The 12,407-nt window shown below is 64.1% G+C and carries 19 protein-coding genes; 1 reads left to right on the forward strand and 18 read right to left on the reverse strand.

Annotation, left to right across the window (positions count from 1 at the left end; all coding sequences use genetic code 11):
- Positions 1–20: 20 nt before the first annotated feature.
- The 3 genes from NDI89_RS22695 to NDI89_RS22705 are packed head-to-tail and all read right to left on the reverse strand — an operon-like array spanning position 21 to position 2,941.
- Positions 21–1,172, reverse strand: coding sequence for a hypothetical protein (locus NDI89_RS22695; protein WP_277524989.1), 1,152 nt, complete (start codon positions 1,170–1,172; stop codon positions 21–23).
- Positions 1,173–1,175: 3 nt separating this feature from the next.
- Positions 1,176–1,772 (reverse strand): hypothetical protein, encoded by a 597-nt coding sequence (locus tag NDI89_RS22700; protein WP_277524991.1) that lies wholly within the window; start codon positions 1,770–1,772, stop codon positions 1,176–1,178.
- Positions 1,769–2,941, reverse strand: coding sequence for a hypothetical protein (locus tag NDI89_RS22705; protein ID WP_277524993.1), 1,173 nt, complete (start codon positions 2,939–2,941; stop codon positions 1,769–1,771). The genes NDI89_RS22700 and NDI89_RS22705 overlap by 4 nt, the downstream gene beginning before the upstream one ends.
- A gap of 42 nt (positions 2,942–2,983) precedes the next feature.
- On the opposite strand from NDI89_RS22705, the gene NDI89_RS22710 reads away from it, so the two are divergent.
- Complete coding sequence (locus NDI89_RS22710; protein WP_277524995.1) at positions 2,984–3,694, forward strand: FxLYD domain-containing protein; 711 nt, start codon at positions 2,984–2,986, stop codon at positions 3,692–3,694.
- 134 nt (positions 3,695–3,828) lie between these two features.
- Here NDI89_RS22710 and NDI89_RS22715 read toward each other — a convergent pair whose 3' ends face one another.
- The 15 genes from NDI89_RS22715 to NDI89_RS22785 are packed head-to-tail and all read right to left on the reverse strand — an operon-like array spanning position 3,829 to position 12,352.
- On the reverse strand, positions 3,829–4,359 hold the full coding sequence (locus NDI89_RS22715) for a hypothetical protein (protein ID WP_277524997.1): 531 nt from the start codon (positions 4,357–4,359) through the stop codon (positions 3,829–3,831).
- A gap of 2 nt (positions 4,360–4,361) precedes the next feature.
- The gene (locus NDI89_RS22720; protein ID WP_277524999.1) at positions 4,362–5,288 is read right to left on the reverse strand and encodes a phage tail tube protein; all 927 of its coding nucleotides are present in this window, start codon (positions 5,286–5,288) and stop codon (positions 4,362–4,364) included.
- Positions 5,285–5,482 carry a hypothetical protein gene (locus tag NDI89_RS22725; RefSeq protein ID WP_277525001.1) on the reverse strand — a complete coding sequence of 66 codons (198 nt, stop codon included), beginning with the start codon at positions 5,480–5,482 and terminating at the stop codon, positions 5,285–5,287. Before NDI89_RS22725 ends, NDI89_RS22720 begins: the two co-directional genes overlap by 4 nt.
- Positions 5,483–5,518: 36 nt before the next feature.
- Positions 5,519–6,043: a hypothetical protein gene (locus NDI89_RS22730; protein ID WP_277525003.1), complete on the reverse strand. Its 525-nt coding sequence runs from the start codon at positions 6,041–6,043 to the stop codon at positions 5,519–5,521.
- Positions 6,044–6,046: 3 nt separating this feature from the next.
- Positions 6,047–6,514, reverse strand: a complete 468-nt coding sequence (locus tag NDI89_RS22735; RefSeq protein ID WP_277525005.1) for a hypothetical protein — start codon at positions 6,512–6,514, stop codon at positions 6,047–6,049.
- Entirely contained in the window at positions 6,514–7,386 is an 873-nt protein-coding gene (locus tag NDI89_RS22740) for a hypothetical protein (RefSeq protein ID WP_277525007.1), read from the reverse strand. Before NDI89_RS22740 ends, NDI89_RS22735 begins: the two co-directional genes overlap by 1 nt.
- Before the next feature lie 3 nt (positions 7,387–7,389).
- Positions 7,390–7,596 carry a hypothetical protein gene (locus NDI89_RS22745; RefSeq protein ID WP_277525008.1) on the reverse strand — a complete coding sequence of 69 codons (207 nt, stop codon included), beginning with the start codon at positions 7,594–7,596 and terminating at the stop codon, positions 7,390–7,392.
- A gap of 7 nt (positions 7,597–7,603) precedes the next feature.
- Positions 7,604–7,915 (reverse strand): hypothetical protein, encoded by a 312-nt coding sequence (locus NDI89_RS22750; RefSeq protein WP_277525011.1) that lies wholly within the window; start codon positions 7,913–7,915, stop codon positions 7,604–7,606.
- A 3-nt stretch (positions 7,916–7,918) separates the two neighbouring features.
- Positions 7,919–8,485, reverse strand: a complete 567-nt coding sequence (locus NDI89_RS22755) for a prolipoprotein diacylglyceryl transferase (RefSeq protein ID WP_277525015.1) — start codon at positions 8,483–8,485, stop codon at positions 7,919–7,921.
- A 2-nt stretch (positions 8,486–8,487) separates the two neighbouring features.
- The gene (locus NDI89_RS22760; protein ID WP_277525017.1) at positions 8,488–8,865 is read right to left on the reverse strand and encodes a hypothetical protein; all 378 of its coding nucleotides are present in this window, start codon (positions 8,863–8,865) and stop codon (positions 8,488–8,490) included.
- Positions 8,865–9,047: a hypothetical protein gene (locus tag NDI89_RS22765; protein WP_277525019.1), complete on the reverse strand. Its 183-nt coding sequence runs from the start codon at positions 9,045–9,047 to the stop codon at positions 8,865–8,867. Before NDI89_RS22765 ends, NDI89_RS22760 begins: the two co-directional genes overlap by 1 nt.
- A 14-nt stretch (positions 9,048–9,061) precedes the next feature.
- Positions 9,062–10,111 carry a phage major capsid protein, P2 family gene (locus tag NDI89_RS22770; RefSeq protein WP_277525021.1) on the reverse strand — a complete coding sequence of 350 codons (1,050 nt, stop codon included), beginning with the start codon at positions 10,109–10,111 and terminating at the stop codon, positions 9,062–9,064.
- A gap of 12 nt (positions 10,112–10,123) precedes the next feature.
- Positions 10,124–12,022, reverse strand: a complete 1,899-nt coding sequence (locus NDI89_RS22775; RefSeq protein ID WP_277525023.1) for an XkdF-like putative serine protease domain-containing protein — start codon at positions 12,020–12,022, stop codon at positions 10,124–10,126.
- Between the two features lie 3 nt (positions 12,023–12,025).
- Positions 12,026–12,220, reverse strand: coding sequence for a hypothetical protein (locus NDI89_RS22780; protein ID WP_277525025.1), 195 nt, complete (start codon positions 12,218–12,220; stop codon positions 12,026–12,028).
- A gap of 3 nt (positions 12,221–12,223) precedes the next feature.
- Positions 12,224–12,352: a hypothetical protein gene (locus NDI89_RS22785; protein WP_277525027.1), complete on the reverse strand. Its 129-nt coding sequence runs from the start codon at positions 12,350–12,352 to the stop codon at positions 12,224–12,226.
- Positions 12,353–12,407 lie beyond the last annotated feature (55 nt).

Below are 12,407 nucleotides of genomic sequence, written 5' to 3' on the forward strand. Positions count from 1 at the left end.
AAGAGGTAAGTCAGTGCCATCTATCGTCGCACCTCGTTCCGGGCGACCAGCGTCTTAGCGGCGTTCGCGTCGACGACGCTCGTCGACGCGATCGGCTCGAGCCACGACTCGAGATCCGTCGGGATCGGACCTGACTCGCCGGCGGGAATCGTGAACTGGACGGCGTCGTGCCCGCGGTTGACGATCGCGTTCAACGCGAAGAGCGAGCCGTCGACGTCGAAGGTGAGCTGGGCGCGATCGCAGACCATCGCGACGTCCATGAGGTCGACGTCGAACAGCTCGACGCTCGAGGGCTGATCTGCCTCGAGGCCGACCGTCGTCCAGGAGTCGGTGCTCGAGTCCCAGGTTTCGGCCTCGAGAGTACCGGCGGGCTCGTCGAGCCGGAGGCGGATCCGGCCGTTGTCCAAGACGATTTCGTCGTCGAAGTCGTGCTGGGTCGAGAACAGCTTCTGCCACTGCAGGTCGCCGTCCGCGTCCAGCTTCGAGGCCTCGCCCAGCGTGTCGTAGATCCGGCAGTCGGTCAGCTCCTCGTCGGTGTACGGAACCTCGTAGATCAGGGTTGGGTCCTCCACCCCGACCGCACTCTCGCCGCCCTCGAGGTCGTAGATATCGACGTCGCCGAGCTCGGCGCTGCGGGTCTCGATCGCTGACGCCGACTCGCGGCTCTGATCCTCCGCGTTGAACCACTGGACCTTCGAGGCGGCGGCCGGCACGCCGACCTCGACGGGCGCCGTGTCGTTGCCGAACGGGTGGTCGAGTTGGCGCCGGTTCGGCTTCACGGCTCGCCAGTAGTCGTCTTGTGTGCCCTTCTTCCGCAACTGCAGGTCGTAGCGTTGGACCAGCGTCGTCTGGGGCTGGATCTGGTCGACGTCCGCGCTCTCGAGGGCGTAGTAGCCGTCCTTTGACGTCTTCTCGCCTACCCCCGCGAGCGGGAGTTCGTCGAAGCCGGAGGCCCGACCGAGCTCCTCGAGTTCGTCGGCCATTTTGCCAGCATATCGCGCTCGGTAGACGCCCGAGACGGTTTGGTCACCGGGTTGGCCGCTGAGCTGTTCGACGATCCCGCCGTCCTGTTCGAGGATCCCCGACGTCGCGAGTTGCTGCTGCAGTTGGCTCAGAAGGCCAGACTGCGAGTCTTGTGGGACGACGAGCGTGTAGAGTTGTAGGTCTGTCATCGGTTATCCCTCGGTCTGCTTGCTGCCGTCGATCGACTGCTGCAGGTCGACCGTCTCCACCCAGGTCACTGACCCATCGAAGACGCTGCTCTCCTCTTCTGAGTCGAACATCACGTTGGGGTTCTCCGGAACGACCTGCAGCGGGCTGTATCGGCCCTCGGTGCTGTACTCGCCGACCTCGAGGAGCGCCGGGTTCGTCGAGTCGATCCGGGCGGCGTTGAGGTAGCGGTCGAAGACGGCCATCTGCGCGTGGAGGTCCTCGCCGGTCGCATCGGTCTTCGTCCCACCGTCACCGGTGTCGCCCCACTGGTGGGGTGAGCCGGTGTAGCCGCGGAAGTCGAGCGTGATCGCGTGGATCCCGCCACCGATATCGAACGAGAGTTCCTGCCGAATGCTGGCCGCGTCGACGTCCGTCTGCTCGGCGAGATAGTCCAGAATGGTGCTCGCGCCGGTCGCGAGCGTTCCCTCCGACTGGAAGAACTCCTGGGTCCGAGTTTCGAACTCGACCATGATATCGGACGGGAACACGAACGTCCCGTCGACGGTCGAGCCGCCGATCTCCGCGTTCTGGATCTCGACCTGCGGGCTGACCCAAGTCATCCGTCAAACCCCCGCTCGAGCTTCTCGATTCGGCTCTCGAGGTCGCGCTTGTCTTGCTCCTGTTTCCGCTTCAATTCGCGGAGATCCTTGACCTGGTACGTCGGCGAGTGGTTGATTTCCATCCGTTGGCGCGACCGTTCGCGGGCCCGGTTCGTCCCACCTGAGGAATTGGAAGAGGATGTACTGTTGCCGCTGTTTGAGTCCGACTGCATCGATTTGACCCAGGCATCGGCTTCCTCAGGCGGCACGAGCTGGTTCGGGTTCTCGATGTTGTTCGGCATGCTCACCCCCTCGGGCAAGGGCGGTTCGGTGTCCGCCGCGTCCGTCCCTGCCGACGACGTCATGGTGTCCTGGTTGGGCTGGCCCTTGTCGTCATGCATGTCGATGAGCTTGCTCATCCCGACCGAGCCGATGATCGCGGTTGCGGCGACCGGAGCGACGAACGAGGTCAGCGCCGCCCCGCTGATCAGCGAGGTTATCCCGGCGCCGCTGACCATCGACGTGATCGACGTTCCGGTCACGAAACTCGCGATCGAGACGCCGCCGGCGATGAACGTCCCGAGCCCCACGCCGGTCTCGACCAACTCCGACGCCGGTAGCGGCCCCGTGATGAGGTCTCCGAGGTTGTTCAGCGGGTTAACGATATCCGACACAGTCGCCTTCCCCTCGATGAGGTTCTTCGCCATCACGCCGCTGGTGATGAGTGTCGCGGCAGCGAGCCCACCGCCGATTAGCGCCGAAGCGCTGACCGAGGTGACCAGCGAACTGAGACTGGCCGGGACGATCAGTGACGTGAGACTGGTCCCGCTCAGCATGCTGCTGATGCCGGCGGTGGTGATCAGGCTGGAGGCCATGCCACCTCCACCGCCACCACCGCCGCTGCTGCGTTCGGTCGCCTCGAGGAGTTGCGAGAGGATCGTGTTGCGCTCCTGGTCGAGTTCGAGCGTCTCCTCAAGCGTCCCTGAGACGCCGGAGAGCTTGGTGCCGACGGCCGTCGTCGCCGTCGACCCGAGGCCACCTCCTGTTCCACCGCCCATGCGTCTGGCCGTCGTGCCACCCGTCTCGATCCCGACGCTGACGCCGCTCAACTCGCGCTCGAGTTGTCGACTGGCGCTTTTCACCGACGAGTCGCTAAAGGACAACTCCGCCTTTGTGCTAAATTCTGTCATGTGTTGTGAACTCTTTTTGTCACTGATCTCCCAGTTGGCTGTATGAAACGACGACAGCTACTGGCAGTCACGGGCACTGTTGCAGTCGCGGGATGCCTCGCCGATTCGTCAACGGACACGGACGAGCCAGACGATGGGAATGAATCCCCAAGCGATGAGCAACCGCCGGAGGTCGACACGACCGTTACCGATGCAACCCTCGAGACCCGAGAGTTGGATGGCGACCGCACCGAGACCGCCGTAACCGGGCTCGTTGAGAACACCAGCGACGCCCGCCTCGGACTTGTGAGCGTTGCGGGGAAGTTCTACGATGCCGACGGGCAGTTGCTCTCCTCGTCGCCGTGGGACGTCCGCGACCTCGAGCCCGGCCAGGTCTGGGAGCCCTGGATCCCGTACATGGGCGAGGGCGACGTCGATCACGCCGAGTTGGTCGTCACGGACGCCACCGCGCACTCCCGGACGATCGCCCCGAACGGGATGGTCCTCGAGTCCCACGACATGCAGATCCCGACCGACGACCTTGCTATGCCGCGCGTCCTCGGGACGGTCTCGAACCAGTCCGAGTCCGACGTCGGGATCCTCCAGGCACGACTGAAGACGATCGCCGACAACGGCAACCTGCTCGAGACGGGGATCGCGTCGATCCAGAACTTCGGCGCCGGCGAATCATGGGACTTCGACCAGCAAATTCACTTCAAAAACCCCGACTGGAAGGAGCGGATCGGCGGCTACCAGATCGTGCTGACGGCATGATCACTCCGGACTGCGCCGGCCGTACAGTTCGGCCGCGACCAGCTCGATCAACTCGAGATCTCGGACGGAGCACTGCCGAGCCTCACGTGGCGAGATCCCACACGCGCCGGCGACGCCGATAAGAAGATCCGCTCTTACGTCCTGTCCGATGCGGTCGCTTGCATCTCCGCGTACAATTCGCTGTAGCTCGTCTCTCCGTTTCCCCCCACTCCAGTGAGCTCGTCGATCCGAGTTTGAGCCCACTTTGTGTAGGCGAGTGGGAGTTGCGAGACGGCCCCGATCTGCTGGTCGTCGTCCATGCCGTCGTCGACGTAGGGCGCGTCGACAGTTCCACGGGCGACCTGATAGATACGAACCGCACCCTGCCCACTGCCATCCGCGATGTCGTCCTCGATCGAGCCGAACTCGCCGGCTGTGAGGCCGCCGAGTGTGATCGTGTCGGCGTCCTCGTCCCACTGGGGGGCGTAGTCCGCCTCGAAGGCCTCGTCCCGGGCCCAACGGACGCCCTCGAGCGTGGTTTCGAGACCGACGCGTTCGTTCTCAAACCGTTGCGCGACAGGGTTGTCGTCCTCGATGTCCTCCAGGACGTCGTCCAGTTCGGCGATCTTGTCCTCGAGGCGCTGTACCTCCTCGTCGAGGTCGTAGGTTTCAGTTCGAAGTGGCATGATTAGGCGACCGTCACCCCGCCGGTGACGTTGAACGTCGTCGAGTCGGTCGTGTCGGTGTCTCCGTCGGTAATGACGTCGTTCCAGCTGTTGGTGCTGGGTTTGAGCTTCGCGAAGTTGTACGTCGAGACCGGCGTCCCGTCGACGGCAGCCTCGAGCGACCCCGTGACGCTGTCCATCCGGGCCGCTGTCTCAGTCGCGCCAGCACTGCCGTACGCGAGTTCGGTCCTCGAGGGCCCGGCGATGGTCGCGTCGACGGTCAGCTCCATCTCGGGTCGCGCGAGGACGGCGTCGACGGCGACGTGATCCGCGCCGCGCTGGAAGCGGCTGATGTTCGAGATCGACAGTTCGGCCGACTGTAGTTTGGCGACTGTCGTCCCATCGATCTGGAGCGTGATGCCGTGGAACGTTGCCGACGTCCCGTCGCTGACCGTGTTGATCGACGAGGGCGTGATCGACGTGTTCAGCTTCTCGTCCGCGTAACCCATCGACAACGAGTACGTGAACTCATCACCCTGCTCGTAGCTGACCGAGTAGTCGAGCGGGATGCAGCCGATCAGTTCGCGCTCGGCGGTCCCGTCGAGGTAGTCGATCCCGGTGAACACGCGACCGCTCGCCGCTCTCCCGGGCGTGAACCCGGTCCCGCCGTCGTTGAAGACGAGGTCCTCGACGTCGCCATGGACATCGCTCGAGACGGTTGCCTCGATGCCGAACGCACCTTCGAGGTTGCCGGCGATCGACTCGACGTACTCGGCGCTGTCGCCCTCGGTCATGTTTGAGAGCCCCCGGTCAAGCTCGAGGTCGGTCACCGACGGGTTTCGCCCGAACTTCCAGTAGTCCGGGTTGCCGTCGGAGTCGCCGTCGACGAGGTCGCCCATGAACGTCTGTTCTTTCCCGAACGCCACCGTTGCCGCGCCAGCGCCCGTCATTGCCGATCACTCCCCGTCTCCGATTCCAACGCCCGTTCCAGGCGCTCGATCTTCCGATCACGCTTTCGTAGTTCCTCCTGGACGACTTCCTCGGCCTCTTCCCGGGCCCATTCCCGAGTGCGTTTTTCGACGTGTTCCCCTAGGCCGTCGCAGTTCTCGTTGTGCGAACATTCGAATTGTTCGCTATCTACCATACAGTACCACCGCCGTCAGTGTCGTATCGTGTCGAGTCATGGTTGGTTTGCGTAACCGATAAACCGGTGCTCCCAGTCCCGCCGAAAGTAGTCCTCGTCCTCGACGCTCAGATCTTCCTCGTTCTCCGGTGGCGAGATCGTGTGATAGGCGACCGAGCCGATCGGGTCGTCGTCGACGTCCTCGACCGTCGGGTAGGACCGCTCCTGCGCGATCGCGTGCTGAGCGTATCGGACCAGCTTCTCGAAGTGGTCTGACGAGTCGATATGCCCGAACTCACCGGACTGCGAGGTCATACCCTCGAAGCGGATCGAAACCGTCGTTTCGACGCGATGGTTGTATTCATCGCCAACTGGCGTCGGCTCTCGGTTGTTCAACGTGGCTCCGATTGCGTTCCACTTCGTGAGCTCGCGCTCCAGTGTTCGTTCGCCGGTCTCGAGGACCTCCGGCTCGTTGCGATGGATCCGCGCTTGGACTGGGTCACCGTTCTCGTCGGTCGGCCAAGCGGCCGGCCAGTTCGTCTTGATCGCCTCAAGGAGCCATCGCACTTCGTCTTGTACCATCTATCAGCTCACCTCCTGTCGCAGCCACTCGAGACCGGCCTGAACGAACCGCGACTGCGGGAGACCGGAGACGTCCACCTCAGGAAGGAACGCCGTTCCATCGGGAAACATCTCCTCCAGGTGCGGGTACTTGTCGCCGTCGAACCGGAAGACGAGCACCGGATCGCCATGGATCGTGTGGTCGCTCGTGCCGTTGTTGTAGAACACGGCCGCGTCGTGATCCCAGCGCCACGTCACGGTCAGTTTGCCGCTCGAGCGTCTTACCTCGGGACCCTCGAACGAGTCGATGATCGGCTCGGCATCGTAGTCGTTGCGCGATCCATAGCTTCGCAGTGTTCCGTGGCTGACGCGTACAGCTTGGAAAACCAGCGGTCGGGCCTTTCCGACCAGTTCGTGCTCGGCCTCGTCGAGGACCGGCTCTGGACCCTCAAGCGAAAACGTAGCGCTGGCCATGGTGTCGCTTGCGCTCATCACGGCACCTCTGCGTCGGGCTCGAGGAGTTTCTCAGCCCGATTGCGCATCTCTTCGGCCTTCGTCTCAACGTTGTACAGCTTGGCGTTGTCTGGGATCTGCGTACCAATCTCTTCGGTGAACTCGGCACCAGCAAAGAGCGCGACTGCCCGGCGAGCGGTCCGCGAGATGCCTTCACGGCCGTAGTCCCAATCGATGTAGACAGCCTTGCTCAGCGACGCGATCTCGTCATCCATCGCGTGGACGTTAAGATACAGCTCGCTGATCCCGTCGTTGTTCACGCGACCCCAATAGTCCTCCCCTCGGTGGGTCAGCCCAGCGCCGCCATCGTAGTCGTCTTCTGCAACCCAGTCATCGTAGCCGCCATCGCCGTTGATGACGTGCAATTCGTTGATCGCGTCGACGTCCTTTCGGTCGAGGCGGATCCGCGTGTACGCTGGGACGGTCTCGTCGACCGGCGGCTCGAGCGCTTCGGGCTCGCCGATCGCGATGCGGATCTCCTGCTTGGAGTCGCGGCGGTCGTGTCGCCGACGCTCGTACCGCGGCCCAGACTCGAGGAGTGCATCGCTGTTCTTCCGACGGCGAGATCGGTCACGCTCGCTCGCGCCGTGGACCATCGCACCGTGGCTGGAAATGTCGTGTTCGTCATCCCGCGTTCGCGGCGCCGTGGGGATGTCGATTTCCGTCGCCTCGTCGAGGATATCCGCGCCAGTCGGTGCGTACCAGTGGCGTTTGTACGTCCGCTCGAGCCACCGACTCTGCGACACGATCGCGTCGACGGCGAGCTGCTTGTCCTGACTGAGATCACCCGGCAGACTCGACTTCTGCAAGGCTCGTCGGACGTCCTCGAGTGTGCAGTAACCTGTTGTCATGAATTAGTCCTCTTCAGGAAGCTGTTCGCCGAGCATCGACATCCGAGTCGACTGGAACGCGTCCACGTAGTACTCTGCGAAGTCCGCATCTGACGCCCTCCAGTGCTCGATGCACTCGTCCAGGTAGGTGCGGATGTGTTCCTCGTCGAGGTTCTCCTCCTCGAGCAACGAGGTGTCAGACCCCCACGGAAGTTCGATATCGTCCGGCATGGCGAGGCTATCCCCCGCCAGCCATCAGTGTGATCGTGGCCTGATCACCAGCTGTCCCGGTCCCGCTCGAGCAGCGAACCCGGACCTCGACGTCGCCGGTCTCGTGGACGTCGTCGTAGTCCGCACTGCCCGTATACTCCGGGCCGACGTTCTCGATCCAGTCACCGCCGCGTCGGCGAGCATCCCACTGATACTCCGCAGCGGCATCGCCGCGGATATGCAGCGACGCGATCGTCGCGCCGAGCATCCGGATCGAAGCCGAACTGCCGGCGGCCTCGATGTCGATCGTCTCCTCGGCGACCTGTGGGGAGTCGCTCACGGGTTAGCCCTCCAATTCGTTCAGCCGGGCGTCGATGGCGTCGAGCGCCGTCGTGCGATCCTGCCCCTCTTCCTCAGCATCCCGGACGAGCTCGAGCCATCGTCGGTCCTTGGTGGACTCGACGTGCTTCTGGATCTCGGAGACGGTGTGCTCCCCGGGATCGTAGTCCTCGCCTTCGTAGGTCGGGACACGTTCGTCGTCGCTGTCTTCGTCGCCGGAGGCCGACTCATCGGATGCGTCGTCTTCGGAATCCGCTGACGCGCCGCTCTTGTCGTCTGCGTCGGCAGCGAGTTGGGCCTCGAGAGCTTCCATCGAGTTCTGGTCGGTGTTGTCGGGCTCGGGAAGTGGTGCGACGAAGTCACACCTCGAGCACTGCTCGCCGTCCTCGAGGGTATCGTGATCGACGGTACACCCGTCACGCTCGCCGTCGACGCGTTCGAAGTCGCCACGCTCCTCGCAGAGGTACGCGGCCAGCTCTTCGTCGACGGTGACGCGGTCGCCAATCGAGAACCGCTGGTCGATCGGTCGGATGTAGACCCGTCCGCCACGGACCTTCTCAACTGCGCGCATGATCAGGCGCTACCGGTGGCGACGACGACCCAGCCGCTAGCCGTGCCGTCGATGTTGAGGACGGTCGCCGTTGCGCCCTGTGTAGTGATGTTGCTCGGTCCGGTGCCGACGAAGTCCGCGTCAGTGAACGACAGTGTCGGCGTGTTGGCGCCGCCGTCGTGGACGACCGTGACCTCGCGGCCCTCTGCCGCTGCACTCGAGAGGTCGACCGTGTTGGTGCCGTCAGCCGTGACGACGTGGGCGTCCGCGTCTTCGGTGACGACGGTATCTGCGCCGTTGGCCGGCGCGTCGGTCGTGACGTTGCCGCGAGCGCCGTCAGTGAGTGCGAGGCCGCGTTCGTATCGGTCTCGCATCTCTGCGTTCGTAGTCGGGCCAGCCATCAGTCGTCGACCTCCTCGCCGTCGATGTAGATGTCGACCGGTTCGCCCTCCGGGATGCGGTACTCGGTCCCCTGCGCCTTGATCACGACTGCGTCGTCAGCGTCGTGGTTGTGGTAGACGTCAGCGAGGGGTTCGTCGTCGTGATCATCGGGCGTCCCCCGATAGACCGTTGTTCGTGTCATGTCAGGTCACCACGTTAGGCCGCCGGATCCTGGATGTTCTTGACCAGGGTGCCCGCCTGAAGGGACTTGATCTGGAAGTCGAACTGTCCCTCGAGCCAGTTACGCGAGTGGAGCGCGTTCTCGTTGACCTTGTCGGAGTTGGTCGTCTGGTCGAGTTCCATCTCGCGGAAGAGGCCGTACGCCAGGTTCTCGGGGTTGGTCAGCATGGCGTAGTTGTTTGGCCAGCCGTTGACGCCGATGATGTCGTACTCGAAGGGCGTGACGTCGCCGTCGCCCATGAGGACAGCTGCGCCGCCGACGTCCTCGCGTTCGGTCAGGTCGAAGTTGTACTGCTGGACCTGGTCCGGGCTGCACAGCCAGACGACGTCGTCGGGATCACGGAAGCGCGGGTCCAGCTGCTGGACACCGTCGTTGAACATCTTCGTGTCGATCGGAGCGTCGCCCATGTCGACCTCGGGCATCGAGTCGACCTCGCCTGCTGCGGTGTTCTCGAGTCCGATGCGGTCCGAGTTGCTGTCCTTGCCCTCTGCGACGGCGATCCAGCCGTTCCAGGTGGCGTCGAGATCCGACGCACCGGCGCCAGCGTAGGACTCGAGGTTGCCGTTGGTGGCGTTCGCTCGCATGCCGATCAGGCCGACGTCGTTCGCCCAGCGCTGGATGAACTCGTCGATGATGTACTGCCCGAACTCGTCGTTGCCGTAGTGGGTATTCTTCAGCGCGTCCCGCTCGGGCTCGACGAGGATGTAGTACTGCTTGTCCGTGGTGTTGAACTTCACCTCGCCGGATTCGGCGTCGGCGCTCTGGGTTCGGTTGCCGCCTTCGTCGCGGGTGTTGCCCGAGAGCATCGGAACACCGAACCGAGGGACGTCCGCCTCGAGACGGTCGAGCGGCATCACGTCGGCCATACCGAGAATCTCGATCTCCTCCTGCGTCCGGGTGAGGAACTCCTCGAACGTCTCGGGGGCGAGCTGGTAGCCGTCCAGTTCGGCCAGGCCGATGTCCTTCTGCGTACCGTGCAGGGCGTCGCGATTCTGCTGTCGTGCCGTGGAAAGGTTGGTACTCATTTGTTGACCTCGTTAGTTGAGCATCTTGCCGAGCTGGTCCAGGTTCTCCTCTTCGCCGCTGTCGCCGGCCGCCGCTGCGGCCTCAAGCTGCTGGCTCTCGCCCCCGACGCCGGACTGCTGGGCGATCGTGTCGAGGCGGTCCTCGACTTCGTCGACGCGGGCAGCCTTCTCGTTGAGTCGCTCGATCGCGTCTGCGACGCCGATGTCGGACCCTTCGTCGACGCCGAGGACGGCCTTCGCTGCGTCCTCGCGGACCTCGTAGGTCTCGCCGTCGATCTCGATCTCCGCGGTCTTCGCCTCGGGCCCGGTCAGGCTCTCGGTGAGGTTCTCGACCGCCTGCGTCAGGTCCTTGATCTGTTCTGCGTTCTGCTCGGACAGGGACTTGTCGCCGTCCCCGCCGTCGGTGGAGTCATCGTCAGTCATGTCTGTCTCTGTAGAGTTATCGGCGGCCTCTGTGCCACCATCGTCCGGCGTCTCGCCGCCGGCAGCGTGTTCGTCGCCCGATTCGTCAGCGTCAGCCTCGGCCTCGAGGATGGCTTTCGAGTGGATCCGCTGGGCCATGTTGGCGAGCCCGTCGACCGGGCTGTCGACCGTTCCCAGCGATTCGACGACGTTGCCTGTCGCCTGCTCGAGGTCGCCAACGCTCCCGTAGACCGAGACATGCGGGTCATCCAGTTCGTCTGGATACGCCGCGCGTCGCCAGTCTACGTAGACGTCGTGTTCCGGGAAGTCGACGCCCATCCCGAGGAGATCGCCGTCGTAGTCCGTCTCGTCGTCATCGGCTGCACGGACTCGGAACACGTCGACGCCGACCGTGTCCTCCTTGGTTACGGCCTTTGCGTTGTCCACGTCAAGCGGGCTCCCTCCATCCTCGTCGTCCGGCCATTCGCGAGCGGTGTGCTCCGAGAGATCGAAGCCCCACTCGTCGCGATCGGTGAACCGCTCGATACCGTGTTCGATGCCGGCATCCTCGAGGACGTCAACAGACGCGTCGATCGTCGCGAAGAGGCGGTCGCGGTTCGACGTCGAGAGAGTCCGCCCCTCCTTGTCGGTACCCCGATTCGGCGCGTTGTCGGTCGGGGCCATGATGTAGCCGTCCTCCGGGGGCCCGGACGCCTTCGACGCGTCGGGGTCGCCGAGGAACGTGTCCACGGCAGCCTTACCGATCCGGTGGAAGATGCTCTTCTCACCGGGCTCGGCAGACCCCTCGGCCTCGGTGGCCGCGTTCAGGACGTCCCAGAGGCGTTCGGCCTCGGCCTCGGAGTGGCCGCGATCGAGCGCCTCCTCGACGAAGCCGTCGCGATCGCCGAGGTAGTCACCGAGCCGCTTCTCGGCGTCGGCTTTCGTCTCGAGAATCTGTGCATCCGGCACGGCCGGAATGTCGACCGCCGAGACCTCGCGGATGATTCCGTCGACGAGCTCCCAGATGAGGGCGTCCTCACCGAGTGCGTCGGGAACCGCGACGTCGTCGACCTCGTCCGCGTCCTGCTCGAACGGGCCGTTCCAGCCGACCTGGATCGCACCGATCGAATAGCCTTCGAGGATGCCGTCGGCGATCAGCTCCCAGAGGTCGCCGTTGTCGATCTGCCACTCTTGGACCCACGCGCCAGCGGGCGCTTCGGTGCCACCGATCTCTGTGGCCTCGTCGAGGACCTCGTTGCGCTCGAGGTCCATCCAGCCGTCAGGGAAGACGGCGTGCATGACGCCGCCGCCGGCCTCGCCAGCCTCGACGAACGTCTCGAACTGGTCCGCGAACTCGCGGATGGTCTCCTCGCGAGCGAAGTCGTTCTGGAGATCGGCTTTGTCCGGCACCATCACGATGCCAGCCGCGATCTGCTCGTCGTCGTCCTTCGTGACGAACTCGACATCCTTGCGGAAAGCCGATCCTCCGGCTTTACTTACGGGTGGCATGTGTCAGTCCTCCACGGTTCGGATCGTGTACGGGACGTTTTCGGGAATGTGGGCCTGGAAGCTGGGGGTGATGCCGTTTGCATGCACCTTGACCTCCGTCCCGTCTACTGCATCGTTGATCGTGAGATCCTCCGGATCGGCCTCGAAGTTTTGTTGGGTCCCAAAACCGTCGTGGATGCTGAGTTGGTACGTAGCCATACGTCACCCCTCGTCGTCATCGTCGTCGGCGTCCGCGTCGGCGTCCTTCGTCTTCCCGAGCTTCTCAGCCCGGTCAGTCGAGAGGACGCCACGCTTTGCGCCGCGCTCTGCGTTCTTGGTAGAATCAGTCATAGGTGGTGCCGGGTCGCTCCCGGCGGAGGCCTCTGGCGCGGAGTCGAACCGCGCG

It is taken from the genome of Natrinema salsiterrestre, assembly GCF_029502005.1.
Classification (GTDB): Archaea; Halobacteriota; Halobacteria; order Halobacteriales; family Natrialbaceae; genus Natrinema; species Natrinema salsiterrestre.

Bases quoted from the DNA above. Each gene is read 5' to 3' on its own strand.
- NDI89_RS22745 (WP_277525008.1), bottom strand. From the start codon at position 7,596: ATGCCGGACGATATCGAACTTCCGTGGGGGTCTGACACCTCGTTGCTC.
- NDI89_RS22725 (WP_277525001.1), bottom strand. From the start codon at position 5,482: ATGGTAGATAGCGAACAATTCGAATGTTCGCACAACGAGAACTGCGAC.
- NDI89_RS22735 (WP_277525005.1), bottom strand. From the start codon at position 6,514: ATGAGCGCAAGCGACACCATGGCCAGCGCTACGTTTTCGCTTGAGGGT.
- NDI89_RS22785 (WP_277525027.1), bottom strand. From the start codon at position 12,352: ATGACTGATTCTACCAAGAACGCAGAGCGCGGCGCAAAGCGTGGCGTC.
- NDI89_RS22765 (WP_277525019.1), bottom strand. From the start codon at position 9,047: ATGACACGAACAACGGTCTATCGGGGGACGCCCGATGATCACGACGAC.
- NDI89_RS22715 (WP_277524997.1), bottom strand. From the start codon at position 4,359: ATGCCACTTCGAACTGAAACCTACGACCTCGACGAGGAGGTACAGCGC.
- NDI89_RS22705 (WP_277524993.1), bottom strand. From the start codon at position 2,941: ATGACAGAATTTAGCACAAAGGCGGAGTTGTCCTTTAGCGACTCGTCG.
- NDI89_RS22710 (WP_277524995.1), top strand. From the start codon at position 2,984: ATGAAACGACGACAGCTACTGGCAGTCACGGGCACTGTTGCAGTCGCG.
- NDI89_RS22770 (WP_277525021.1), bottom strand. From the start codon at position 10,111: ATGAGTACCAACCTTTCCACGGCACGACAGCAGAATCGCGACGCCCTG.
- NDI89_RS22780 (WP_277525025.1), bottom strand. From the start codon at position 12,220: ATGGCTACGTACCAACTCAGCATCCACGACGGTTTTGGGACCCAACAA.
- NDI89_RS22760 (WP_277525017.1), bottom strand. From the start codon at position 8,865: ATGGCTGGCCCGACTACGAACGCAGAGATGCGAGACCGATACGAACGC.
- NDI89_RS22755 (WP_277525015.1), bottom strand. From the start codon at position 8,485: ATGCGCGCAGTTGAGAAGGTCCGTGGCGGACGGGTCTACATCCGACCG.
- NDI89_RS22775 (WP_277525023.1), bottom strand. From the start codon at position 12,022: ATGCCACCCGTAAGTAAAGCCGGAGGATCGGCTTTCCGCAAGGATGTC.
- NDI89_RS22695 (WP_277524989.1), bottom strand. From the start codon at position 1,172: ATGACAGACCTACAACTCTACACGCTCGTCGTCCCACAAGACTCGCAG.
- NDI89_RS22740 (WP_277525007.1), bottom strand. From the start codon at position 7,386: ATGACAACAGGTTACTGCACACTCGAGGACGTCCGACGAGCCTTGCAG.
- NDI89_RS22720 (WP_277524999.1), bottom strand. From the start codon at position 5,288: ATGACGGGCGCTGGCGCGGCAACGGTGGCGTTCGGGAAAGAACAGACG.
- NDI89_RS22730 (WP_277525003.1), bottom strand. From the start codon at position 6,043: ATGGTACAAGACGAAGTGCGATGGCTCCTTGAGGCGATCAAGACGAAC.
- NDI89_RS22700 (WP_277524991.1), bottom strand. From the start codon at position 1,772: ATGACTTGGGTCAGCCCGCAGGTCGAGATCCAGAACGCGGAGATCGGC.